The sequence below is a fragment of the Collinsella sp. AK_207A genome (assembly GCF_902501965.1).
Taxonomy (GTDB): domain Bacteria; phylum Actinomycetota; class Coriobacteriia; order Coriobacteriales; family Coriobacteriaceae; genus Collinsella.
In genome coordinates this window covers 87,973-112,698 of the sequence record NZ_CABWID010000016.1, presented here as the reverse complement: position 1 = coordinate 112,698, position 24,726 = coordinate 87,973, and the positions used below count along the sequence as shown (strand labels likewise).

Here is a 24,726-nt window from a genome sequence, read left to right as displayed (position 1 = left end):
TTCTTACGGTTTCAACCCGCCCGGCATCGGCCTGCCGGGTATCGGGCTACTTGGCCTCGGCCCAGGTCGGTCCGCTCGAGACCTCCGCGATGAGGGGGACCTTGAGCTCGCAGACGCCCTCCATCTCCTCCTTCACCATGGCCGAGAGGCGCTCCACCTCACCCACGGGGCACTCGAAGTCGAGTTCGTCGTGGACCTGCAGGATCATGCGGGCGGCAAAGCCCTCGGCTTCCAGGCGACGAGCCACGCGCGCCATGGCGATCTTGATGATGTCGGCAGCACTACCCTGCATGGGGTGGTTCATGGCCGTGCGCTCGCCGAAGCCGCGCTGCACGGGGTTCTTTGCCTTGAGCTCCGGGATGGGGCGGCGGCGCCCGTACATGGTCTCGGCATAGCCCGTCGCCTTGGCCTCGTCCACCGTGCGGTCCAGATAGGTGCGCACCCCCGGATACGCCTGGAAGTAGGCGTCGATCATCTCGCGCGCCTCGGCCATGGGGATCTCGAGCGACTGCGAGAGGCCGTACGCCTGCTGGCCGTACACGATGCCGAAGTTCACGGCCTTCGCGCGGCTGCGAAGCTCGGGCGTCACCTGGTCGATCGGCACGCCGAACACGCGCGCGGCGGTCTCGGCATGGAAGTCCTCGCCCTCGTTGAAGGCCGCCACCAGATGCGGGTCGCCGGAGAGGTGCGCGAGCAGGCGCAGCTCGATCTGGCTGTAGTCCACCGCGAGGAAGACCTTGCCCTCACCGGTGGAGAAGGCGGTCTTCACCGTGTGCCCCAGCTCCGAGCGGGTGGGGATGTTCTGCAGGTTGGGGTTCGAGGAGGACAGGCGCCCCGTGGCGGTGATGGTCTGGTTGTACGTGGTGTGCACCCGCCCGTCGCGCGCGCGGAGCGCACCGAGCGTGTCCAGGTACGTCGACTTGATCTTGGTGCGCTCGCGATAGTCCAGGATGAGCCGCACAATCTCGTGGTCGCGGGCGAGTTCCTCGAGCTTCTTGGCGCTCGTGGAGTAGTAGCCGCGCTGCGTCTTCTTGAGCCCCTTGGTGGGAAGTCCCAGCTTGTCGAAGAGGATCTTGGAGAGCTGCATGGGGCTGCCGATGTTGAAATCCTCGCCGGCGAGGTCGTGGATGCGCCGGGCGAGCTCGTCGATCTGCCCCGCAAGCTGCTGGGAAAGCGCCGCCAAGCGGTCGGGATCCACGAACATGCCCGTGCGCTCCATGGCGGCGAGCACCGGTACCAGCGGCATCTCGATCTCTTCGAAGACGTGCACCGCGTTGTCGGCCTCGAGCGCCCGGGAGAGCGGCTCGTACGCCGCCAACGCGAGGGCGGCAGCGCGCGCGGCGGCCGCGGGCGCATCGGCGGGGGCGCCCTCCTCCCCTGCCGCCGGGGGCAGGGACGCGCCCAGGTAGGTCTCGGCCAGATACGCGTCATCGAACTCCGAGCGGATGGAATCGAGCAGGTAGGCGGCGACCGTGGTGTCGAAGACGCGCGCGGGTTCCACGTGGAGCGGATCCATGAGCTGGGGCTCGCTCGAGTCCACGGGGGCAAGCGCGTGGATGAGCGCTTTCACATCCGGGGATACCACGCGCCCCTCGAGGAGGAGGCGCGCGAGCACGCCCGCCACGAGGCCGTGCGTGAGCGAGAAACTGGGCACCTCAACCGCGCAGGCGGCCTCGGCACCGCCCACGGCGCCGGCCTCCTCGAATGCGAGGAGCGCGTGCGGGGTCGCCACCCACAGCGTGCGCGTGAGCCCAAAGAGGGCGTCCGACTCCTTATCGTCCTCGAGCACCGCGGAGACCCAGGCCCCCTCCTCGAGGGCACGGGAGACCTCCGCGCAGGCTTCGGCCACGCCCTCGCCCGTCTCCGCATGGGCGTGGATGCGCTCGGCGGGCAGCTCCAAGGCCGTCGCCTGCGCCGACGCCGCGCTCGCCTCGTCGCCGATCAGCGCGAGGAAGCGCCCCCTCATGGCGTTGATACCGTACTCGCCCAGCGCCTCGACCACCGCGTCGGCAGTGTAAGCCGGGAAGTGGGCCTCGTCGAAATCGACCTCCACGGGCGCGTTCGTGAGAATCGTGGCCACCTTGCGCGAGAGCAGCGCGTCGTCGATGTGCGCACGCAGGTTCTCGCCCATCTTGCCCTTGACCTCGTCGGCGTGCGCGATGACCTCGTCCAGGCTGCCGTACTGGTTGATGAGCGCGCCGGCCTTCTTGGGACCGATGCCCGGCACGCCGGGGATGTTGTCGGAGCTGTCGCCCTTGAGGCCGTAGAAGTCCGGCACGAGCGCCGGGGTGATGCCATGGTAGAGGTCTTCCACGCTCTCGGGCGTCATGATCTGAACATCGGAGAGGCCCTTCTTGGTGCCCACGATCTTCACGTGCTCGGTGGAAAGCTGGTACATGTCGCGGTCGCCGGTGATGAGCAGCATGTCGCAGCCGGCTTCCTCGCCCGTGCGGGCCATGGTACCGAGGATGTCGTCACCCTCCCAGCCCTGTGCCTCGAGGATGGGGACGGAGAGCTTCTTGAGCAGCTCCTTCACCATGGGAAACTGCTGGTGCAGGTCCGGGTCCATGGGCGGACGCTGGGCCTTGTACTGGGGCAGCATGTCCATGCGCACTTGGGGCTTGCCCTTATCGAACGCGCAGACCACGGCGTCGGGATGGAAGGCGTCGATCATCTTCAGGAACATGTTGAGGAAGCCGAAGATGGCGTTCGTGGGGCGGCCGTCCGGCGCGTTCATGGTGGGCGGCACGGCGTGGAACGCGCGGTGCATGAGCGAGTTGCCGTCGATGACGGCGACGACCTTGCGATCGGACATGAAAGCTCCCGTCTGGTTGATTGCTGGAGACCAGTCTAGCATCTCGCGCGGACGCATCGCGAAGTGACGAGGCAGTCATCCTATCCCTCGTCCCCACCTGGGACTACAGCTTGAGCTCGAATGTCAGCCCATCGTAGACGGCGCCGCGCACCCGGCGAAGCCCGGGCTTGCGGCAGCATTCCCTGAACCCAAGCTTGCGCGCCAGGTTGATCATCCGCACGTTGCCGGACCAGGTCTGGCAGTACAGCGCCGAAAGCCCCCGCGCGCGAAACTGCTCTATGAAGAGGTCCATGGCCGTGGCGGCGTGGCCCTTGCCGCGGGCGCGCATGTCGCAAATATCCAGCCCGATGGCGCGATGCACGCCGGAGGCATCGTCCACGTTGAACTCGTCGTCGATGAGATAGGAGCCCAGCCCGCCAATGTGCGTCGAGGCTGCCGGATCCACGGAGTCATCGAGGCAAATCTCCAAGCGAGGCCGCAGGTCATCGGGGGCGCACGCCTTCGCATCCCGCACGCGGCGCTCGAGCGCCTGCCGATATTCTCGCAGCTCCTGAGCACATTGCTCTGCCGAGCGTCCCTCGTACATCCAGGGCGCGTCCCAGAGTTGCCACTCGGTCTCCTCGGTTTCCCAGCGCAGGTAGTCGGCGATATCGGATTCCACCATATCGCGGAGCAGGATGCCGGTCCTTCGCATGCAGTACATGGGCTCCTCCTCAACGCTTCGATTCCACAGAGTTAACTGGCAAGTATACCAAGATGGGACGTGCGCCCGATGCGAGCGGCGGCGCGCGTCGCGCGGCAGCCTGGGTTTTTGCTACCATGCCTCCTTGAAATGCCCGCGCATAAGAAAGGAGTCACCTCCATGGAGCGACCGAACGCCTGGAAGAACTACACACCTGCCCAGCTGGAGGAGCTGGAACGCCTGGCCACCGACTACCGCGCCTTCATCAGCGAGAACAAAACTGAACGACTCTGCTGCGCCACCGCCGTGCAGATGGCCGAGGAGGCGGGCTACGTGAACCTCTCCGACACCATCGCAGCCGGCCGCAAGGTCGCCGCCGGCGACAAGGTCTACGCCGTGAACCACGGCAAGTCCCTCCTGCTCGCGAACATCGGCGAGGAGCCGCTCGAGCACGGCTTCAACATCCTGGGCGCGCACATCGACTCCCCGCGCCTCGACCTCAAGCAGAACCCCGTCTTCGAGGACGGTGACCTCGCCTACCTGGACACGCACTACTACGGCGGCCTCAAGCCCTACCTCTGGGTGGCCACGCCGCTCGCCCTCGTGGGCGTCATCGTCAAGAAGGACGGCACCGTGGTGGACGTGAACGTGGGCGACAAGCCCGGCGACCCCGTCTTCACCATCTCCGACCTGCTCATCCACCTCTCCGCCGACCAGATGGCAAAGACCGCCAAGGACGTGGTGGACGCCGAGGACCTGAACGTCATCGTGGGCGGCCGTCCCGTGGTGCTGGGCAAGGCGCCCGAGGGCGAGGACGGGACCGCCGACGAGCCCAAGGAACCCGTGAAGCAGCTGCTGCTCGACATCCTGCGCGAGACGTACGGCGTCGAGGAGGAGGACTTCCTCTCCGCCGAGATCGAGGTCGTGCCCGCCGGCCCCGCACGCGACCTGGGCTTCGACCGCTCCATGATCCTGGGCTACGGCCACGACGACCGCGTGTGCGCCTACACCTCCCTCGTGGCGCAGCTCGAGGTAGAGCGCGTAAAGCGCACGAGCATCTGCCTGCTCGTGGACAAGGAGGAGATCGGCTCCGTGGGCGCCTCTGGCATGACCAGCCGCTTCTTTGAGAACACCGTGGCCGAGCTCATGGAACTCGCGGGCGAGGGCAGCCCGCTCAAGCTCCGCCGCGCGCTGGCCCAGAGTCGCATGCTCTCCTCGGACGTGTCCGCGGGCTTCGACCCCGCCTACGCGGCGAAGTTCGAGAAGAAGAACGCCGCCATCATGGGACACGGCCTCTGCTTCAACAAGTACACGGGCGCGCGCGGCAAGAGCGGTTCCAACGACGCCGACGCCGAGTACATGGCACTCGTGCGCGACATCATGGACGAGGCGGGCGTGGCCTTCCAGACCTGCGAGCTCGGCCGCGTGAACGTGGGCGGCGGCGGGACCATCGCCTACATCCTGGCCGAGTACGGCATGGACGTCATCGACTCCGGTGTGCCCGTGCTCTCCATGCACAGCCTGTGGGAGGTGGCCAACAAGGCCGACATCTACGAGGCGTACCGCGGCTACAAGGCGTTCATCGAGCGCCGGTAGTCAACTGGGCCCAAGACCGGCGTCAGGCTCCACCAAGACCCCGGCGCCGGTACCACCCCCCGCGAATGCTCACCCCACACGCGAAAGGTCGACCATGCTGCGCGTCATCATATCCCCCGCCAAGAAGATGATCGCCGGGTCCGAGTCCTTCGCCGTGCGGGATGTGCCCGCGCTGAGCGAGCGTGTCACCCGCCTGCTCGATGCGCTCGTGCGCCTGGATGCCACCGACCTGCAACGCCTCTGGAACGTGAGCGACCGGCTGCTCCCCGCCTGCCTGGAAACGCTCGCCGAGCTGCGGCGCCACGGCGTCCCGCAAGACGCCGGCGATCTCCTGGACCCGGTCTTCTCGGGACGCGTCTCGCCCGCCGTCTTCTCCTACGTGGGCATCCAGTACCAGAGCATGGCGCCCGCCGTGCTCGACGAGCCCGCCCTCGCCTGGCTCCAGGACCACCTGCGCATCCTCTCGGGCTTCTACGGTTGCGTGCGCCCCTTCGACGCTGTGCTCCCCTACCGCCTCTGGAGATGGGTGCCAAGCTCGCTGTGGACGGCGCGACCGACCTCTACGGGTTCTGGGGCGACGCCATCGCGCGGGCAGTGGCGGACGAGGGCTGCGGCCATGTCGTCAACCTTGCCAGCGTGGAGTACGCCAAGGCAGTGCTCCCCCACCTGGACGCCCTCGGCATCCCCTGCACCACCTGCATCTTTGGTGAGAGCCTTAAGGATGGCCGCCCCGTGCAGCGCTCCACGGCGAGCAAGACGGCGCGCGGCTCGATGGTCCGCTGGATGGCCGAGCGCAACGTGGACAACCCCGCCGAGCTTACCCGCTTCGACGTGGGATACCGCTTCGCGCCCGAGCTCTCGCGTGTGGGTGGGGGCGCGGAGACCCTCGTCTTCATGCACGCATAGGGCTCTAGTGTGCGCGGTCTCCGGTGCCGGCCTATAATGCCCCCGAGCAAGGGCATCCAACACGAGGGAGCGACCATGAGGCCGATGCGGCGCGCGAAGCGCGAGGTCACGGATAGCGAGGAACTGCGAGCGATCGTCGAGGGCTGCCGCACGGTGCGGCTGGGCGCCAGCGACGACGAGGGCCTGTTCATCGTGCCCCTGAACTTCGGCTACGACTGGGAGGTGGCTGCCGAAGACGGGCAGCCGCGGCTCACCCTCTGGCTCCATTCCGCTGACGCGGGCCGCAAGGCGGACGTGTTCAACGCCCACGGGGACGCTGGCGTGCCCGTGGCCATCGAGATGGACATCGAGGGCGGCGTCACCATGGGCGACTACTCCTGCGCGTACTCGTTCGCGTACCGCAGCATCATGGGGACGGGGCGCATCGTGCCCGTTACCGACCCCGCCGGGAAGCTCCACGGCCTCGAGCGCATCATGGCCCACCTGGCCCCGGATGCACCCGTGACGTTCTCCCCCGAAGCCGTCAACCGCGTCGCCGTCTGGCGCGTAGACGTCGGCCACTTCACCGGCAAGCACCGCGCCTAACCCGGCACACAGGGGGTTGGTGACAAACAAATCTGTTATGTTTGTTACCAACCCTTCCCGCGCGTCAAGCACAACTGATTTGCTTGTCGCGTGGCACCCGGTCGGTAGCGTATACTTGCGCGTGACATACGGGGAGCTTGCAGGACACGGCAGGCTGAGAGGGAGCGCGCCGGCTCCGACCCGAGGAACCTGATATGGGTAATGCCAGCGAAGGGAGCATGTGTATGACTACGCAGGACGCCGCGCAACGCGGCACGTCGGCCGCGTCGGACCACCAACTTGAAAAACTCGTCACCCAGATGGACTTCGCCCGCGCGGGACAGATCACCCCGCAGATGCAGGCGGTGGCGGAGCGCGAGCACCGCGACCCGGAATACATCCGCGAGCGCGTGGCCGACGGGCGCATCGCCATCCCGGCGAACATCCGCCACATCGAGCAGGGGCTCAACCCTGTGGGCGTGGGCGAGGGCCTCTCCACCAAGGTGAACGTGAACCTGGGCATCTCGGGTGACAAGGCGGACGCCGCCGAGGAGTGGAGGAAGGTCAAGATCGCCGAGGACTACGGCGCCGACGCGATCATGGACCTCTCCAACTCGGGCAAGACGCGCCGCTTCCGCCAGCAGCTCGTCGCCGAGACGCCGCTCATGGTGGGCACCGTCCCCATGTACGACGCGATCGGCTACATGGAGAAGCCGCTCGTGAAGCTCACGCCCGACGACTTGCTCGCCACCGTGCGCGCGCACGCCGAGGACGGCGTGGACTTCATGACGATACATGCTGGTATCAACCGCTCCGTGGTGAAGACCTTCAAGGAGGCCGGCCGCCTGATGAACATCGTCAGCCGCGGCGGTTCGCTCCTCTTTGGCTGGATGGAGGTTACCGGCGGCGAGAACCCGTTCTACGAGTACTACGACGAGGTGCTCAAGATCTGCCACGAGTACGACGTGACGATCAGCCTCGGCGACTCGTGCCGCCCGGGCTGCCTCTACGACGCCAACGACGCCACCGAGACCGCCGAGATGATCGAGCTGGGCAAGCTCACCAAGCGCGCCTGGGACGCCGGTGTGCAGGTGATGGTGGAGGGCCCCGGCCACATGGCCATCGACGAGATCGCCGCCAACATGAAGCTCCAGAAGCGCCTGTGCCACAACGCACCCTTCTACGTGCTGGGGCCGCTCGTAACCGATATCGGCGTGGGCTACGACCACATCACGGCCGCCATCGGCGGGGCCATCTCCGCCAGCAGCGGCGCGGACTTCCTGTGCTACGTGACGCCCGCTGAGCACCTGTGCCTGCCCGATGCCGACGACGTGCTGCAGGGCCTCATGGCCACTCGAATCGCCGCGCACGCCGCGGACATCGCCAAGAAAGTGCCGGGCGCGCGCGACGCGGACGACCGCATGGGTCAGGCGCGGCGCAGGCTCGACTGGGATGAGATGTGGAAGTGGGCGCTCGACCCGGTGCATCCGCGCGAGCGCTACGAGAACTCACCGGCGGCCACCGAGGGCACGTGCACGATGTGCGGCAAGATGTGCGCCGTGCGCACGGTCAACAAAGTACTCGAGGGGACCACGATCGACCTGGACGCGGAGTAGGCTCGCTCTGACGAGGGGTCCCGGTATATCGCCCCATGCTCAAACAACGCTTCGCGAACTGCGCGTGGGGCGATATACCGGGACCCCTGCAGCGCTCAACCTCGCTCGTGTCCAGGGCGAGCGTGGTTCCCTCGAGCAAAGGGTTTCCCGTGCGGACGGCTTGGGGGAGAAATCAACCTGATGGGTTTACTGAATTGAGAAGGGAACTGACCTGATATGGATACGAAGGAACTTGCTGCGGCGCTGGAGAGCGTGCGGAAGTCCGTGCCGTTGGTGCATTGCATCACGAACTATGTGACGGTGAATGATTGCGCGAATGCGCTTCTGGGCTGCGGCGGCTCGCCCATCATGAGCGACGAGCCTGAGGACGTGGCTGATATTCAGAGCATCTGCGGCGGCCTCGTGCTGAACATCGGCACGCTGAACAAGCGCAGCATCGAGGGCATGTGGGTTGCCGGCGGACAGGCCGAGAAGCTCGGTCATCCCATCGTCGTGGATCCCGTGGGCGCCGGCGCGTCCAAGCTGCGCACTTCGACCGCCTCCGAGCTGATAGACAAGCTACCCGTCACCGTGGTGCGCGGCAACATGAGCGAGGTCAAGGCCGTAGCCGGTGCCACGGCAAGCACCCGCGGCGTGGACGCCAACCCCGATGACGCCGTGACCGAGGACAACCTTGCCGCAAGTGCCGAGTTCGCCAAGAAGCTCGCCGCCAAGCTCGGCGGCGTGGTGGCCATCACGGGCGCCATCGACCTCGTGGCCTCCGCCGACCGCGCCGTGGCGTGCCGTAACGGCGTGGCCATCATGGGCAAGATGACAGGCGCGGGCTGCATGCTCTCCTGCCTGGTGGGCGCCTATGTGACGGCCAACCCGGATGACCCCTTCACCGCCACCGTCACCGCGATCGCCGGCGAGGGCCTCGCGGGCGAGATCGCCGCGAGCCGCATGGGTGAGCTCGACGGCAACGGGAGCTTCCGCACCTACCTGCTCGACGCCATCTGCACCATGGATGCCGCCAAACTCGAGGCCGGTGCCAAGATCCAGGAGCTTTAGAAGACCCAGAGGAAGGGAGCGAGGCCATGCCACGCCAGCGAGGTACCTGGACCCCGGAGGACATCAGGAAGGCGCTTTTCCTCTACGGCGTGACCGACCGCGCCTGGCTGCGGGGCCGGCAGCTACCAGACCTTGTGCGCGAGGCCATCGCCGGCGGCTGCAGCTTCATCCAGCTGCGCGAGAAGCACGCCTCCGCGGCCGAAATCGCAGAACTCGCCCGGGCCATCATGCCCCTCTGCCGGGCAACAGGCGTGCCCTTCGTCATCGACGACGAGGTCGAGCTGGCGCGCACGGTGGGGGCGGACGGCGTGCATGTGGGCCAGAGCGACACCGCGGCGGCCGAGGCGCGGCGCATTCTGGGCCCGGACGCCATCGTGGGCGTCTCGGCCCAGACGGTCGCGGAGGCCCGTGCCGCCGAGGAGGCCGGCGCCGACTATCTGGGTGTGGGCGCGCTCATCCCCACCCCCACCAAGCCGGACGCCGTGGACGTGACAGCCGACGAGCTCGCCCGCATCTGCGCCGCCGTGCAGATTCCCGTGGTGGGAATCGGCGGCCTGCATGCCAACACCCTCGACGTGCTCGCCGGCTCGGGTGCCGCGGGCGGCGCCGTGGTGTCCGCGCTCTTCGCCGCCGACAACCCGCGCGCCGCCGCGCAGGAGCTCGTGCGCGGGCTCAAGCGCATTATCGTCTAAGGTGATTCCCGTTCCAGCCGAAGGCCGCAAGCCGAAAGGAGCCCCATGACGCCCCAGCCCTTCTCCGTCCCCGCCGTGCTCTCCATCGCCGGCTCCGATTCCTCGGGCGGCGCCGGCATCCAGGCGGACATCAAGACGATTGCCGCGCACGGGCTCTTTGCCGAGACGGCCATCACGGCGCTCACCGCCCAGAACACCCGCGGCGTGAGCGCCGTCGAGGAAGCGAGCCCAAGCTTCGTGGCCGCGCAAATCGACGCCGTCTTCCAGGACATTCCGCCCGCGGCCGTGAAGATCGGCATGGTGTCCTCCGCGGCCATCATCGAGGCCATCGCGGAGCGTTTGCGCACCTGGAACGCCCACAACGTGGTGGTCGATCCCGTGATGGTGGCGACGTCGGGCGCCCGTCTCATCAACGAGGACGCCGCGGGGGCGCTCACGGACCTGCTCTTCCCGCTCGCGTCGGTCATCACGCCCAACATACCCGAAGCCGAGGTTCTGGACGGCCGCGAGATTACCGGTGAGGATTCCCAGCTCGCTGCCGCGCGCAGCCTGGCGGAGCGCTTCGGCTGCGCCGTGCTCGTGAAGGGCGGACATGCCACCAACGACGCCTGCGACGTCCTGGCAACTCCAAGGACAGGCGGAGATGCCCCCGCCATTGTCTGGTTCCGCCACGAGCGCATCGCCACGATGAACACGCACGGCACCGGCTGCACCCTGTCCTCGGCCATCGCCTGCGGCCTCGCTCAGGGAGAGCCGCTGGCAGAAGCAGTTGCCAGTGCCAAGGCCTACCTCACGGGCGCCCTCGAAGCGGGCTTGGACCTGGGCCGCGGCAGCGGCCCCGTCGACCACATGTGGCAGCACCGCAGCTGAGACAACGAACCAGCTTCGTTCTCTCACTGCCGACCTCTACAAAAACCAGGGGCGGAGCCACATTGCCCCGCCCCGACCTCTGTACTTTGGAGTGCCTTCCTCTTGGAATGTAATGGTTCACGTCCAAAAGCAACTTTGGATTCGCTCGACCGCCGCCCCTAGGATGTGCCAACGCATCGTTGGAATGGGACGACTCCTGTGCTCCCTCGTTACTGTTTACCTAGTGGGCGTGAGGAGCGAATCCAGAAGCTGCTATTTCTTCTGAGCCCATTGGAATCGCCTCCTTCGGTCGTCGCCTTGCTTTGCTGGCGACTCTTTCATCTCACCCTGCATATTCCCCGCATCCCGATAGCATATTCGCGAGAACCGCTCACGGCCCCAGAGCATCCACTCGGCGGCAGCATCGGCAGCGGCAGCAGCGCCATCGACGTGCCGCCACCACCCGCACTCGGCTACGCTTCTAGGTCCTTGAAGCCGTAGCCGATGGCCTCGTTCACGTCCGTGATCATCACCAAGGCGTCCGGGTCGCACTCGGACACGATGGTCTTTAATATGCGCACCTCGCTCACGGTCATGATGAGCAGCACCACGGGTCGGTCGCGCCGGGTCCAGGCGCCGCGCGCAAGCAGCTCCGTGCAGCCGCGATCCATCTCGCTGAAGATCTGCTGCTCGATATCCGCGTACGCGTCGGAGACGATGAACGCCGCGCGCTGGCGGTTGCCGCCGTCCACCACGGCGTCGATCACAAAACCGGACAGCACCATGGACAGCCCGGCGTAGAGTGCGTTCTCCAGCGAGAACACCGGCGCGCTCGCCACGCAGATGGCCACGTCGATGGCCATGACGGTGCTTCCCACCGCCAGCGACGTGCGCCGCGAGATGATCTGCGCGATGGTGTCGGACCCGCCCGTGTTGGCGCCGCAGCGAAACACGATGCCGTAGCCCACGCCGGAGATGATGCCGCCCCACAGGGCGGAGAGCATGAGGTCGTCCGCATGGAGCGGAATCGCGAACGGCGAGAACAGGTCCATGAAGAAGCCGAGCGCCACGAAGCCCGTCACCGTCTGCACCACGTAGCGCACCCCGCCCGCGCGCACCACGGCGAACAGCAGCAGCGCGTTCATGACGATGGTCTGGATGCCCACGGGCAGCGAGAGGCCGTTGCGCGCGGCCAGCTCGGACGTGATGGTGGCCAGGCCCGTGAGCCCGCCCGCCGCCAGGCCGTTGGGAATCATGAAGGAGTCCGTCGCGAAGGCCGCGATGGCGCAGCCCACGAAGATGAGCGGCAGGTCGCGCATGAACTGCGAGCGGATCAGCGCCTGCACGTCCACCATCCGTCGCTGCCGCGCGGCCGACGACTCGGCAGCGGCGTCGCCACGCTGTCCGAACGCACGGCCCTGGCGCCGAGCCCGCTGCTTCGCGCTGACGCTGACGCTCGCGTTCGCACTCGCACCGGCGGCGCGGCCGACGTCCTCGCCCACCCCGTCCTCAACAGGCAGAGGCGGCCGCTGGCCCCGCCGCGCCCGGGCGCGCACGGCCCGCGTAGCGGAGTTCTCCACCCCTGTCTGCTCGACCTCGGCGGACGTTCCCGCGCCGGAGCGGCTATTCCGCGACATCAGAGTGTCCCTGGTCGCCCGCCTCCGATTCGCTGGCGGCGTTGCCCGTGGCCCAGCGGTGGTATCCCACCACGAAGGGGTCGAGGTCGCCGTCCTCCAGCACGGAATCGACGTTGCTCGTCTCCACGCCGGAACGCAGGTCCTTCACCATCTGGTACGGGTAGAGCACGTAGCTCCTAATCTGGTTGCCAAAGCCGGCAGCCTTCTTGGGCCCGCGGATGGCGTCCAACTTCTCCTCGCGCTTCTCGAGCTCGAGCTCGTAGAGGCGCGCCTTCAGGATGGCCATGCACGCGGCCTTGTTCTGGATCTGGCTGCGCTCGTTCTGGCAGGTGACCACGATGCCCGTGGGCAGGTGCGTCACGCGCACGGCGGAGTCCGTGGTGTTCACACCCTGGCCGCCCGGGCCGCTCGCGTGGTACACGTCCACGCGAATGTCATCCGGTGACACCTCGATATCGATGTCGTCCGGTAGCACCGGAATGACCTCCACCATGGCAAAGGTGGTCTGGCGACGCTTCTTGGCATCCGTGGGGCTGATGCGCACCAGACGGTGCACGCCAGCCTCGGCGCGCAGCATGCCGAAGGCGTCCTTGCCCTCCACCGTGAAGGTCGCGCGGTCGATGCCGATCTGCTCGGCCGCCGGGCAGTCGTTGATGGTCACCTTCCACCCGCGGCGCGCGCAATACTTCATGTACATCTTGAAGAGCATGAAGGTCCAGTCCTGGGCCTCCAAGCCGCCCTGGCCGGGCTTGATGGTGACGATGGCGTCGCCGTGGTCGAACTCCCCGGTAAACCAGCTGGAGAGCTCCATGGCGTCGATGGAGCGGGTGAGCGCGGCAGTCGAAGCAGCGGCCTCGGCCACGAGCTCGGCGGCATCGTCGCCCGAAAGCTCGCCCGCCAGCTCGAGCGCGGCGCGAGCGTCCGAAAGCCGGGTACGCGCCTCGTCCACAGTTGAGACGGTGGACTTGCACTCCGAGAGCTCGGCCATGGTCTTGCGCGCGGCCTCGGCGTCGTCCCAGAAACCCGACTCGGCGCTCAACCGCTCGAGCTCCTCCGCACGCCCCCGACGCTCGTCCACGTGCAGGTAGCGCTCAACCTCGGCCAAGCGCTGCTCCAGGGCGTCGAGGTCGGCGGGCGTGACGTTCGCGACCTCGTGCTCCTCAGCCGTCGTCATTACCGGTTCCGCCCGTGGCAGTTCTTGAACTTCTTACCGCTGCCGCAGGGGCAGGGGTCGTTGCGCCCCACGTTGGCGTAGGGGTCCCCGCTCTCGGCCTTCACGTAGGTGATGGGCTTGCCACCGCCCGCCGGCTGGCCGGAGGCGCCGGCCGGGGACGCGGCAGCGGCCTCACGGCGCACGGTCGAGGAACCCTGGTCGCCATCGACCTGGTCGGGGCCGGAATAGCTCACGTTGGAGAGCGCCGGGGACTCCGTGGCCGCCTGGACCGCGGGCGCCGAGCGCTTGACGGAAATGCGCAGCACGGTGCGCAGGTAGTCCTCGTACATGGTGTCCACGAGCAGCTGGAAGGCGTGGAAGGCCTCGCTCTTGTACTCTACCAGGGGATCGCGCTGGCCAAAGCCGCGCAGGCCGATGCCCTGCTTGAGGTAGTCCATCTCCTGCAGGTAGCTCATCCAGCGGGTGTCGATCACGCGAAGCATGACCTGGCGGTTGAGCTCGCGCATCACGTCCTCGCCCTCGTGCTCCACCTTGGCACGGTACGCGCCCTCGATGTACTCAAGCGCCTGATCGCACAGCTCGCGATACCCCTCGTCGGGAAGGGTCGGGGCGTCCTGGTCGCCGGTCATGTCGGCGAGCCAGGCGTGCAGACCGTCCAGGTCGCGCTCCCCCGCCTTGCTGTCAGGGGCGGCGAACTCACCCACGCAGCGGTTCACGGTGTCGCGCATGACCTCGTCCACATGGCTGGAAAGGTCCTTGCCGTCCAGGATCTTGTTGCGCTCGGCGTAGATCACCTGGCGCTGCTTGTTCATGACGTCGTCGTACTCGAGCACGTTCTTGCGCATGGAGAAGTTGATGTTCTCCACCTTGCGCTGGGCGCCCTCCACCGTCTTGGAGATGATCTTGTGCGAGATGGGCGTCTCCTCCATATCGGCGTTCGCCATGAGCTTGGAGACGTGGTCCATGCTGTTGCCGCCGAAGAGCCGCATGAGGTCGTCTTCCAGCGAGAGGTAGAACTGCGTCTCGCCGGGGTCGCCCTGACGACCGGCGCGGCCGCGCAGCTGGTTGTCGATGCGGCGGGACTCGTGGCGCTCGGTACCGATGACCTTGAGGCCGCCGGCGGCGAGGACCACCTCGCGGTCCTTGGCGCACTCCGCGCGACGCGCCTTGAGTGCCTCATCGTAGGCGTCCACGATAGCGCGGGCGGTGTCGGCGTCCACCTGGGTGTGCTTGGTGACCATGGGCTCACCGGGCTTGCGGTTCTCGCCGTTCTCGGCCACCTCGGTGTCGAAGCCCTCGCCCCGGCGCACGGCGCGGCGCATCTCGTCCAGCTCGAGCGGGCTCAGCAGGTGCTCGAGCAGGCGCGGCGAGACCTCCTCGCCAAAGTCGCGCTGCATGACGTCCTCGCGGGCAAGCTCCTGGGGGTTGCCGCCGAGCAGGATGTCCGTACCACGACCGGCCATGTTGGTGGCGATGGTCACGGTGCCGGAATGGCCGGCCTGCGCCACCACGTGGGCCTCGCGTTCGTGGAACTTGGCGTTCAGGATCTCGTGCTTGATGCCGCGCTTATCAAGCAGGCGCGAGAGGCGCTCGGAGCTCTCGATGGAGACGGTGCCCACCAGCACGGGCTGACCCTTGGCATGACATTCCTCGATGTCGTCGGCCACGGCGTTGAACTTGGCGGCGACGGTGCGGTACACCAGGTCCTCGCGGTCCTTGCGGATGACGGGCTTGTTGGGTGGGATCACCTGCACGGGCAGCTTGTAGATCTCGCGGAACTCGGCGTCCTCGGTAAGCGCGGTACCGGTCATGCCGGAGAGCTTGTCGTAGAGACGGAAATAGTTCTGCAGCGTGATGGTGGCGAGCGTCTGGTTCTCCTCGCGCACGTTCACGTGCTCCTTGGCCTCCACGGCCTGGTGCAGGCCCTCGGACCAGCGACGGCCCTCCATGATGCGGCCGGTGAACTCGTCGACGATCTTCACCTCGCCGTCCATGACCACGTAGTCCTTGTCGCGGTGGAACATGTACTCGGCCTTGAGCGCCTGCTGCAGGTGGTTCACGAGCTGGCCGGAGAGGTCGGCGTAGATGTCGTCGATGCCGAGCGCGCGCTCGATCTTGCGGAGGCCCTGCTCGGTGGCGGCGATGGTGTGCTTGGCCTCGTCCATGACGAAGTCGCCGTCGGGCTCCTGCGGCTCCTCGCCCAGCAGCGGGTCGTAGACCACCTCGGGCGCGCGGCGCAGGCCCTTGACGGCGCGGGCGAACTTCTTGTAGGTGTCGGCCGACTTGGTGCCCTGACCGGAGATGATGAGCGGCGTGCGCGCCTCGTCGATGAGAATGGAGTCCACCTCGTCCACGATGGCGTAGGCATGCCCGCGCTGCACGCGCTGCGAAGCGCGGACCACCATGTTGTCGCGCAGGTAGTCGAAGCCGAACTCGGAGTTGGTGCCGTAGGTGACGTCGGCCGCGTAGGCGGGGCGCTTCTGATCGAGCGGCATGCCGTTCTGCAGCACGCCCACCTCCATGCCCAGGAAGCGGTAGATGGCGCCCATCCACTCGGCGTCGCGACGGGCCAGGTAGTCGTTCACGGTGACGATGTGCACGCCGGTGCCGGGGATGGCGTTCAGGTAGCCGGCGAGCGTGGAGACGAGCGTCTTGCCCTCGCCGGTCTTCATCTCGGCGATCTGGCCGGCGTTCAACGCCATGCCGCCGATGAGCTGGACGTCGAAGTGGCGCATGCCGAGCGTGCGGACACTCGCCTCGCGCACGGTGGCGAACGCCTCGGGCAGCAGGTCGTCGAGCGTCTCGCCGTCGGCAAAGCGCTGGCGGAACACCTCGGTCTGATGGGCGAGCTCCTCATCGGACATCGCTTGGAAGCGTGGCTCGAGGTCGTTGATCGTGCCGACGATCTTCTCGTAGCGCTTGAGGTCCTTGTCGGAGCCAAAAGACAACAGCTTGGACATGAATCCCATGTGGGTTCCCTCCGTTGGGCATACACAGTTGGATTCACTCTAGCCGTGTCGGCGAGGCAACGTGCGCAGGGGGCGTGCGCGCACGAAAGAAACAGGTATCGAGCACGATGCACGGGAGGTCGGCGGCAAGCGGTCGAGGGGCCGGGCCGCTGGGGGCCGGTGCGATCGAGGGACCGACCGTGGGCGGACCGCTGGGGACCGGGCCGCTGGAGGGGGCGAACGACCCAGATGCCCGCCCCGCCAATGCGCCCGCCGCCCGCGGGAACACGCTAGCGGTAGATGTTGGTGCTCAAATACTTGAATGCGTTATCGGCGCAGATTGCGACGATGGTCTTGCCCGCCATCTCCGGACGCTGCGCCAGCTTCGCAGCCGCGAGCACCGCGGCGGCGGCTGACTGGCCCAGGAAGATGCCGTCCGTGCGCGTGAGGGTGCGGCCCATGGCGTAGGCCTCGTCCGCATCCAGGTCGAGCACCTCGTCGGGATGCACGTTCATGCGGTCGAGGTAGAGCGGCATGCGGCCCTGCGGCACGCCGACGAACGGCACCACGCCGTCGATGGTGTTGCGCTCAGGGTGCGCCGGGTCCTTGCGGCTCTCGAGAGCGGGCTGGGCGCCCACGAGCAGGAGGTCGGGGTTCTGCTCGCGCAGGTACTTGCCCGTGCCCACGAGCGTGCCGGCCGTGCCCACCAGGGCCACCAGGCCATCCACGTTGCCGCCCGTGGCGCGCCAGATCTCGGGGCCGGTGGTGCGATAGTGCGAAAGCGGGTTATCGAGCGAGACGCCCTGGTTGAGGTAGACGTAGCCGTGCGCATCGGCATAGGCTTTGAGCAACGCGAAGAACTTCTCGAACACGAGGCCCTCGTTCGCCATGAGCTCGGGTACGCCCGGGATGTCGCTAAACTGGAGCAGCTCGGCCCCATACGTCTTCAGGATCTGCGAGCGCTCCTCCGAGACGCCCGGCTGGATGACACTCACGAAGCGGTACCCGCGCGCGTTGCAGATGGCCGCGAACGAGATGCCCGTGTTGCCGCTCGTGAAGTCCAAGATCGTGTCGCCGGGATGCAGCGTGCCCGCAGCCTCCGCGCCCTCGATCATGCCGAGCGCGATGCGGTCCTTCACCGAACCAGACGGGTTGAAGTACTCCAGCTTGGCGAGCACACGGGCGCCGAGCCCCAGCTCGCGCTCCAGGCCGTGGAGCTCCACCAGGGGCGTGGACCCCACAAGTTCGGCAATCGACCCATAAACCTTATCCTCGAACGGCATGGCCGTCCTCCTTTCGTCGCGCGCCAGCTTCGCATTGGCGCAGGGGCGCATGCCCGTCGGGCCGCCCCGTTGAACCCGTTTCCCCACCTTAGGCGCGATGCCCGAAGCTAGGCCCCGCCTACTCGGCGCCTCTGAAGAACGCGTACTCGTAGAGCGGCGTCAGGCGCTTGCCCGTCCGGTCCGCGTAGAGGCGCGCGAGCGACGAGGCACAGCCGGCGGAGCCGCTGTAGAGGCCGAGGTAGCTCACCACGCGCTCGGGGATCGTTCGCGTCCAGGCACCGAACCAGCTGCGATAGGCAGGCGCGTCGTCCGCTTGGAACGAGTCGGCGAGGATGCGGTCGGCCGTGCGCCGGGCGTATCCCAGGAATTCCGGCTCGCCCGTGAACTCGAACATCTCGACGAAGTGCTCCAGGATGCCCGGTGTGCCGCAGCATTGGCAGTTGCTGTTCCAAAGACCCCAGCTCAGGTGCTCGGGCGCGCCGGCGCGGATGATCCCGCGCGAGAGCCAGATGCACCAGTCGCGGTAGGATTCCTCACCCGTCAGCTCAAAGAGCAGGCGGAACGGCAGGACCGTGCCCACCGGGCCGTGGCAAGTGCTCAGGTAAAAGTGATCGCGGGTGAGCCCGTGCCCCGGATCCGCGGGATGGTCCTGGTAGGGCACGAGCATGCCCGTCTCGTCGCCCACGGCGATGGCCTTCAGGTACTCAACGCCCTCCCGGGCGAGCTCGAGGTAGCGCTCGTCACCCGACGCGTCGTAGAGCAGGGCGAACATCCACGCGGTACCGGCGGTGCCATGGCTGTAGTTGGGGAAGGTCGTTCCCTTGGGGAACCCGATGAGCGAGAGGTCGAGAAGCTCCCAGTAAGTGCCGCCATGGGGAGAGGGCTTTGCCGAGGCGGCGATGCGGTCGGCCGCGGCGCAGGCAGCGTCCAGGTAGCGGCGCTCGCCCGTGGCGCGGTAGACCCGCACGAGGTAGAAGTCGAAGCCGCCGTCCGCCACCAGATCCTCCTGATCGCTCCAGGCGATGCCGACGCCGCTCGGAGCTGGATGCGCGGCGTGAAGCAGGTCGTCGGCAACCTTGACGGCGTAGTCCCGATAGCGCGTCTCGCCCGTTGCGGCAGCGAGGTCCAGCGCGAAGAGGCCCTCGCCGGCGGGGCCGTTGGAATAGCCGATCGCCCAGCCGGGGACCGGGATCACGCCGCCGATCTTGGAGGAGAGGGTCTGCTCGTACCACTCCGAACCCGTGGCCGTGGCGATGAGCTCGTCGGCGGCGGCGCGGGCGTCGGCCAGGTAGGAGGCGTCGCCCGTGGCTTCGTACATGCGCAGGAAGAAGATGCCGATGCCAGCCGCGCCCGAGTAGAGGCAGCGGCGGCCGAAGACCATGACGTCGGGGGCGAAGCCGTTCTGGCCCGCCGGGAACACGTCCCAGTACTTGCCGTGCTCGGTCACGTGCTCGTGGCTCCTGATCCAGGCCGCCGTTTGCTCGGCTGCCCGCAGGTAGTCCGCCACGCCGTTACCCCTGAACACCTGTGGGGTCTGCGCGCGGTATCCGATCGTCTGCGCCATGGGATGCTCCCTCCCGCCGTTGACCGGCTTGGTTTGCTGGTCCGCTTACGCTGCCGGCCGGCCCTCTGCCAGCAGGCCCGCCTTGCCTGTTTGTTTTCCGCCGGCAGGACTGCCTTGCCTGTCTGCTTTTCACCGGCAGGACTGCCTTGCCTGTCTGCTTTCCATCGGCAAACATATTTCCTATTTGTATTATAGGTTTATAGGTTTGTGCGGGATGGGTAATTTGCCGGAAACAAAAAGAGGAGGCCGGGCGAACCCGACCTCCTCGGCCATGCGATATGACGTGGCAGCGCTACTCGGCAGCAGCCTCGGTCTCGGCAGGAGCCTCCTCGGCCTTGGTCTCCTCAGCAGGAGCCTCGGCGGCCTTGGCAGCCTCCTCCTCGGCCTTCTTGGCGGCCTCGGCGGCGAACTTCTCAGCGCGCTTGGCCTTCTCGGCGGCCTTGGCCTCGCGCTCGGCCTTGCGAGCGGCCTCGGCCTCGGCGGCCTTCTTCTCGCGCTCGGCCTTGGCGGCCTTCTCGCGCTCGAGCTGGGCGGCAGCGGCGCCACCGAACTTGTCGGCGAAGCGCTGGACGCGTCCGCCGGTGTCCACGAACTTCTGCTGGCCCGTGTAGAACGGGTGGCACATGTTGCAGAGTTCGACGATGATCTCCGACTTGGTGGAGCGGGTGGTGAACACGTTACCGCAGCTGCAGCGGACAGTGCACTCCACGTACTCCGGATGGATACCTTGTTTCATGGCAGGGCTCCTCATGGTCTCGCGACTTGGTTACCGACCAAGCCTCAGGGGTGCCTTGGTTTCCGACCAAGACAATTACAGCAGTTGGGTAGTTTAGCACATGGACATGTAGCGCGTACGACGCCACAAAAGTCTCATGCCCGCGGGTTTTGGGGCGGGGCAGGGGCGGGGGCGGTTGCTAAGCAAACTAGTCACTTGGGGGCGGTTGCTAAGCAGACCGGCCACGAGGCCCCGCGCCCCTCGGCAGTTGCTAAGCGGATCTGCCACTCACCGGCAGTTGCTAAGCGGATCTGCCACTCAGCGGCAATTGCTAAGCAGATATGCCGCTAAGCCCCTGTTTTCAGGCACTTGGAGGAAAGACTGCTTAGCAACGCCCCCTTACCGGTTGGCTTGCTTAGCAACGGCCCCTTGGTGGCATGTCTGCTTAGCAACGGACTCCCGGCGGTTCGCCGGCCCAACGGCACCAACAGCATCCGGTGGAAACGAGGAACACCGGGCGTCGCGCATCCGTCCGCGCGGCGTGTTATCCTGTCCGCATCGTCGGAGTTTCGGGCCCCCTTGACATCCCCGTCCGCCGCGAGCGGCCGGGTAGATGGGTGGACCGCGATGGCCAGCGCCCAGGTCCAGGTCGACGACGACGTCAGGGACGAGGCGGAGGCGCTGTTCCGCTCCATGTGAATCTGAATTTGCCCCAAATTCGTTGACACATCGCCTTCCGTTTGGTCATGTTTTTCCAAACGGAGGACGGAGAAGGGCATATGGAACACCCGTCACCCAAGTACACGGCCGAGTTCAAGCAGGGGGCCGTGCAGCTGCACCGCGAGAGGGAGACGACCTACGCAGAGGTCGCCCGGGAGCTCGGCGTTGACCCGTCGGGCCTTGCCGACTGGGTCAAACGGTCAGACGCGGCCCAAGCGGCACCGGGGGACAACCCGTTCAAGATCGCCGAGGAGATCCGCAAGCTGAGGCGCGAGGTCGAGAGGCTCGGGAGGGAGAACGAGATATTTTTATAAGCGAACGCCTTCTTCGCCAGCAGGCAGCTGTAGGAGCCCAGGCGGGGAGGGCCGAATTCGAGTTCATACTGGCCAACGAGGGGACCTGGGCCGTTTCCGAGATGTGCTCGGCGCTCGGGGTGACCAGGCAAGGCCGCTGCGCGTGGCGAAAGAGACCGCCGAGCGCGCGAACGGCGGGACGCCGAACCCGCGTCAATGACAGCGGAGATCCACGAGGCGAGCCGCGGGACCTACGGCGCCCCGAAGGTCTTCGCCGAGCTGCGCCGGCGGGGCGTGAGCACCTCGCGCAAACGCGTCGCGCGCATCATGCGCGAGAACGGACGCGCCGGCATCACCAGGAGGCGCGCCAAGAGGCCGAAGGGCAAGTCGAAGCAGGCGGCGTCCCAGGCGAACGCGGCGCCCGACCCGGTGAGGCGCGAGTTCAGCGCCGACGGCCCCGACAGGCCCCGGTTCGCCGACATCACCTACGTTGGGACCCGCCAGGGCCGGCTGTACCTCGCGATCGTCATGGGCATATGGTCCCGCATGATCGCGGAACGGTCCATGTCGCCCCGGATGACGGCAGCCGGTACGTCTCCCCGCTTCTGGGCGGGACCATGCGCGGCGCCGGCATCGAGCCCTCGATGGGATTCATATCGTCGCCGTGGGGCAACGCAGCGACGGAGTCGCTCATGGGCCTCATAAAAGCCGAGTGCGCGCACTCTCGAGGCCAGGGAGCGGTCGACGCTAGAGATATTCGAGCACATCGAGTGCTTCTACAACAGGGTCCGCATGCACTCGGCGCTGGGGAACCTCAGCCCCGAGGAATTCGAGGCGAGGAATCTGAAAGACGCTGCCGAGGAGAAGGCGGCGTAGAGGTGTAAGCGGGATCGGGGTAGATTCACGCGCGCGGTCTCCTCGGGGTACCTAGAGTGCTTCGGCCTGTCGCCGACGCGGCCCCTGACGAACCTCTCGGGAATCTCGAGGCTGCCCTCCTCGGCCTCCCTCAGCCACCCCCTGATCGTGGATCTGAGGGAACCCCGGGCCTCGTCCTGCAGAAAGTCGAGAGCTTCACACCGTTCTCGAACGGGTCGGCTAGGATCCTGCCCTTGTCTTCATCCGTATACATGCTTCCTCCTGAACTCCCGGTCCAGAAATCCGCCGCACTCGCGATATGAAAATTATTTCCAGAATAATTCGTCAGAATTGGCAATGAATTCCAAGTTTCGAGAATCCCGACTGCGGACCGCGTCCCCGCCGTCGAGGCCCTTGGCCGCACCCTCGCCCGGATTGAGCACGCTCGCGGGGCGCGGGACGCGCGAGTCGCATGGGGAGAATGGACGGCAAAAGGCAATCACCGCCGAACATACCCGATTTCTGGGGGGGGTCGTCCAATCGAAACCGACCGATACTTTATCGGTTTTCGCCCACGGAGCTCGAAGCAGGGCGATAGTTTATCGGTTTTCGTAGAGCCGGCATGTATCGCTCGTTTGGCCGACATCTTGACCTGCGAACTCGTTGCCGCTCATGATCCCGCTACTCACCAAGCGCCCTGAAAACCGATAAACTATCGCCGTGGTTTTGGCCGCATACAAGCAAACCAATAAAGTATCGCCTCAATTTGCCCCACAACCACGCGAGCGAAGACCGGCCGCACCCAAAACCGCCAAAAACCACCGGCCACACCCGCCCAGCGCCCCCAAATACCCCGTGCCGACCACTCTCAATCAGACGCCGCCACTTCCCCTCCCCCATTCGGCTACAATGATGAATACTGTACCGAAGTGGAGTGCCACCGCAGCGCGGCGGCCGCAGAGAGGACATCCATGGCAGAGACCTCAGCATCGCGCATCGTCATCACCGTACTCGGGAAGAACCGCCCCGGCATCGTTGCCGCCGTTACCCGCGTCCTCGCCGAGGCGAACGTGGACATCCGCGACATCACCCAGAGCATCGTAGACAACATCTTCACCATGACGCTCCTCGCCGATATGGCGGCGAGCGCACTCGACTTCACGCAGCTACAGGAGTCGCTCAGCGCCACCGGCCAGGAGGTCGGCGTGACCGTGCAGGTCCAGCGCGAGGACGTCTTCAACTTCATGTACCGCCTGTAGAAGGCGCAGGCACGCGCAGCAAGCACGGGCGCGTCGATCGGGACCGCCCTTTTGGAGGGAGCGTTCATGCCCTATTCCACCCAGAACATCTACTACCGCTTTGACGACCAGTTGAGCCGCCTTGTCATCGACTACGAGGCGAGCCGTCAGATCACCCCGGCAAGCGAGCGCCTGTATCACGGTGCCGTGGTGAGACCGCTGGACGAGGCGCTCTTCCAGGAACACGACGTCAAGCGCGGCCTCCGCAACGCTGACGGCTCCGGCGTGGTCGCGGGCCTCACGCTCATCTCCAACGTGCACGGCTACAACAAGGTAGACGGCGTGGTCGTTCCGGATGAGGGCAAGCTGACCATCCGTGGCTACGACATCGAGGACCTGATCACCAACGCCCAGGCAGAGGACCGCTTTGGGTACGAGGAACTCGCCTACCTGCTGCTCACGGGATCTCTCCCCACCATATCTGAGCTTGCAGATTTCCAGGAGCGGCTTGGGGCGTATCGCCACATCTCCGAAGGCTACGTTTCGCAGTTCCCCATCACCACCGTGTCCTCGAGCATCATGAACGTGCTCATGCGCGCCGTGCTCCTCCTCTACGCCTTCGACGCGGACCCGGACTGCATCACGCCCGAGCACGAGATCGACGTTGCCATCTCGCTGCTCTCGCGTCTGCCGCGCCTGGCGGCCATGGCCCACGCGTTCTCGGCGGCGCGCCAGGAGGGGCGCCGCGCGCAGATCCCCATCCCCGACGTGAACCTCTCCACTGCCGAGACCATCCTGCAGGTGCTTCGCGGCAACGACTCCTACACGCACGAAGAGGCCATGCTGCTGGACGTCATGCTCATGCTCCACGCCGAGCACGGCGGCGGTAACAACTCCACGTTCTCGTGCCGCGTGCTCTCGTCCTCGGCCACCGATGCCTACTCCGCCTACGCGGCGGCCATCGGCTCGCTCAAGGGGCCGCGCCACGGCGGTGCCAACAACAAGGTGCGCGGCGAGCAGGCAGACATCGCCGCCCATGTTAAGAAATGGAGCAACGACGACGAGCTGGCGAGCTATCTCGAGAAGATCCTGCGTCGCGAGGCGTTCGACGGCTCAGGCCTCATCTACGGCATGGGACATGCGGTCTACACGCTCTCCGACCCGCGCGCCAAGCTCTGCAAGCGCTACGCCCGCAGCCTCGCCGACGCCAAGGGTCTGGGCGACGAGTTCCGCCTCATCGAGAGCGTGGAGCGCTTGGCACCCGAGGTCATGCGCAGCGTGCTCGGTACCACCAAGCCTATCTGCGCGAACATCGACCTCTACTCCGGCTTCATCTACTCCATGCTCGGCGTGCCCGACACACTCGTGACGCCGCTCTTTGCCGTAGCCCGTACCGCGGGCTGGGGCGCGCACCGCATGGAGGAGCTGTTCGGCGCGCACCGCATCATCCGCCCGGCGTACGTTTCCGTGATGAACGACATGACGTACGTGCCGCTCAGCGAACGATAACGGGCTGGACAACGCGCTCC

At 66.6% G+C, this 24,726-nt stretch carries 19 protein-coding genes, 2 pseudogenes and 1 riboswitch; of the genes and pseudogenes, 13 read left to right on the top strand and 8 right to left on the bottom strand.

Annotated elements, in window-relative coordinates:
• Nucleotides 1–46: 46 nt before the first annotated feature.
• Together polA and GDJ97_RS06160 are read right to left on the bottom strand one after the other, a co-directional pair.
• Complete coding sequence (gene polA / locus GDJ97_RS06165) at nucleotides 47–2,815, bottom strand: DNA polymerase I (protein WP_152070424.1); 2,769 nt, start codon at nucleotides 2,813–2,815, stop codon at nucleotides 47–49.
• A gap of 103 nt (nucleotides 2,816–2,918) precedes the next feature.
• Entirely contained in the window at nucleotides 2,919–3,518 is a 600-nt protein-coding gene (locus GDJ97_RS06160) for a GNAT family N-acetyltransferase (protein WP_152070423.1), read from the bottom strand.
• Nucleotides 3,519–3,677: 159 nt separating this feature from the next.
• On the opposite strand from GDJ97_RS06160, the gene GDJ97_RS06155 reads away from it, so the two are divergent.
• The 8 genes and pseudogenes from GDJ97_RS06155 to thiD all read left to right on the top strand — a co-directional run bounded on the left by GDJ97_RS06155 (nucleotide 3,678) and on the right by thiD (nucleotide 10,791).
• Nucleotides 3,678–5,093 (top strand): aminopeptidase, encoded by a 1,416-nt coding sequence (locus tag GDJ97_RS06155; protein WP_152070422.1) that lies wholly within the window; start codon nucleotides 3,678–3,680, stop codon nucleotides 5,091–5,093.
• Between the two features lie 94 nt (nucleotides 5,094–5,187).
• Nucleotides 5,188–5,550: pseudogene (gene yaaA, locus GDJ97_RS09670) on the top strand (peroxide stress protein YaaA); the annotation flags it as partial.
• A gap of 65 nt (nucleotides 5,551–5,615) precedes the next feature.
• Nucleotides 5,616–5,999 (top strand): peroxide stress protein YaaA, encoded by a 384-nt coding sequence (gene yaaA / locus GDJ97_RS09665; protein WP_255445797.1) that lies wholly within the window; start codon nucleotides 5,616–5,618, stop codon nucleotides 5,997–5,999.
• 75 nt (nucleotides 6,000–6,074) lie between these two features.
• Entirely contained in the window at nucleotides 6,075–6,584 is a 510-nt protein-coding gene (locus GDJ97_RS06145; protein WP_226808869.1) for a pyridoxamine 5'-phosphate oxidase family protein, read from the top strand.
• A gap of 119 nt (nucleotides 6,585–6,703) precedes the next feature.
• A riboswitch (TPP riboswitch) is annotated at nucleotides 6,704–6,818 on the top strand.
• Nucleotides 6,809–8,179: a phosphomethylpyrimidine synthase ThiC gene (gene thiC, locus GDJ97_RS06140; protein ID WP_226808867.1), complete on the top strand. Its 1,371-nt coding sequence runs from the start codon at nucleotides 6,809–6,811 to the stop codon at nucleotides 8,177–8,179. Its footprint overlaps the riboswitch before it by 10 nt.
• Nucleotides 8,180–8,395: 216 nt before the next feature.
• Nucleotides 8,396–9,229 carry a hydroxyethylthiazole kinase gene (thiM, locus tag GDJ97_RS06135; RefSeq protein ID WP_152070421.1) on the top strand — a complete coding sequence of 278 codons (834 nt, stop codon included), beginning with the start codon at nucleotides 8,396–8,398 and terminating at the stop codon, nucleotides 9,227–9,229.
• 26 nt (nucleotides 9,230–9,255) lie between these two features.
• Nucleotides 9,256–9,921, top strand: coding sequence for a thiamine phosphate synthase (gene thiE / locus GDJ97_RS06130; RefSeq protein WP_152070420.1), 666 nt, complete (start codon nucleotides 9,256–9,258; stop codon nucleotides 9,919–9,921).
• A 45-nt stretch (nucleotides 9,922–9,966) separates the two neighbouring features.
• Complete coding sequence (gene thiD / locus GDJ97_RS06125) at nucleotides 9,967–10,791, top strand: bifunctional hydroxymethylpyrimidine kinase/phosphomethylpyrimidine kinase (protein WP_152070419.1); 825 nt, start codon at nucleotides 9,967–9,969, stop codon at nucleotides 10,789–10,791.
• 452 nt (nucleotides 10,792–11,243) lie between these two features.
• Here thiD and GDJ97_RS06120 read toward each other — a convergent pair whose 3' ends face one another.
• The 6 genes from GDJ97_RS06120 to rpmE all read right to left on the bottom strand — a co-directional run bounded on the left by GDJ97_RS06120 (nucleotide 11,244) and on the right by rpmE (nucleotide 20,112).
• Nucleotides 11,244–12,407: a YitT family protein gene (locus tag GDJ97_RS06120; protein WP_226808865.1), complete on the bottom strand. Its 1,164-nt coding sequence runs from the start codon at nucleotides 12,405–12,407 to the stop codon at nucleotides 11,244–11,246.
• On the bottom strand, nucleotides 12,394–13,581 hold the full coding sequence (prfB, locus tag GDJ97_RS06115; protein WP_152070418.1) for a peptide chain release factor 2: 1,188 nt from the start codon (nucleotides 13,579–13,581) through the stop codon (nucleotides 12,394–12,396). The genes GDJ97_RS06120 and prfB overlap by 14 nt, the downstream gene beginning before the upstream one ends.
• A complete protein-coding gene (gene secA / locus GDJ97_RS06110) occupies nucleotides 13,581–16,550 on the bottom strand; it encodes a preprotein translocase subunit SecA (RefSeq protein ID WP_152070417.1) in 2,970 nt (989 codons plus the stop codon). Before secA ends, prfB begins: the two co-directional genes overlap by 1 nt.
• Nucleotides 16,551–16,819: 269 nt before the next feature.
• Nucleotides 16,820–17,812 carry a PLP-dependent cysteine synthase family protein gene (locus GDJ97_RS06105; protein WP_193221334.1) on the bottom strand — a complete coding sequence of 331 codons (993 nt, stop codon included), beginning with the start codon at nucleotides 17,810–17,812 and terminating at the stop codon, nucleotides 16,820–16,822.
• A gap of 118 nt (nucleotides 17,813–17,930) precedes the next feature.
• A complete protein-coding gene (locus tag GDJ97_RS06100) occupies nucleotides 17,931–19,376 on the bottom strand; it encodes a lanthionine synthetase LanC family protein (RefSeq protein ID WP_152070415.1) in 1,446 nt (481 codons plus the stop codon).
• Between the two features lie 292 nt (nucleotides 19,377–19,668).
• Entirely contained in the window at nucleotides 19,669–20,112 is a 444-nt protein-coding gene (gene rpmE, locus GDJ97_RS06095; protein ID WP_152070414.1) for a 50S ribosomal protein L31, read from the bottom strand.
• A gap of 758 nt (nucleotides 20,113–20,870) precedes the next feature.
• On the opposite strand from rpmE, the gene GDJ97_RS06090 reads away from it, so the two are divergent.
• The 5 genes and pseudogenes from GDJ97_RS06090 to GDJ97_RS06070 all read left to right on the top strand — a co-directional run bounded on the left by GDJ97_RS06090 (nucleotide 20,871) and on the right by GDJ97_RS06070 (nucleotide 24,706).
• The gene (locus GDJ97_RS06090; protein WP_193221333.1) at nucleotides 20,871–21,125 is read left to right on the top strand and encodes a transposase; all 255 of its coding nucleotides are present in this window, start codon (nucleotides 20,871–20,873) and stop codon (nucleotides 21,123–21,125) included.
• Nucleotides 21,126–21,320: 195 nt separating this feature from the next.
• Nucleotides 21,321–21,809, top strand: a complete 489-nt coding sequence (locus GDJ97_RS09840; protein ID WP_152070412.1) for an IS3 family transposase — start codon at nucleotides 21,321–21,323, stop codon at nucleotides 21,807–21,809.
• Between the two features lie 33 nt (nucleotides 21,810–21,842).
• A pseudogene (locus tag GDJ97_RS06080) lies at nucleotides 21,843–21,980 on the top strand (IS3 family transposase); the annotation flags it as partial.
• Between the two features lie 950 nt (nucleotides 21,981–22,930).
• On the top strand, nucleotides 22,931–23,218 hold the full coding sequence (locus tag GDJ97_RS06075; protein ID WP_152070411.1) for an ACT domain-containing protein: 288 nt from the start codon (nucleotides 22,931–22,933) through the stop codon (nucleotides 23,216–23,218).
• 66 nt (nucleotides 23,219–23,284) lie between these two features.
• On the top strand, nucleotides 23,285–24,706 hold the full coding sequence (locus GDJ97_RS06070) for a citrate synthase (RefSeq protein WP_152070410.1): 1,422 nt from the start codon (nucleotides 23,285–23,287) through the stop codon (nucleotides 24,704–24,706).
• Nucleotides 24,707–24,726 lie beyond the last annotated feature (20 nt).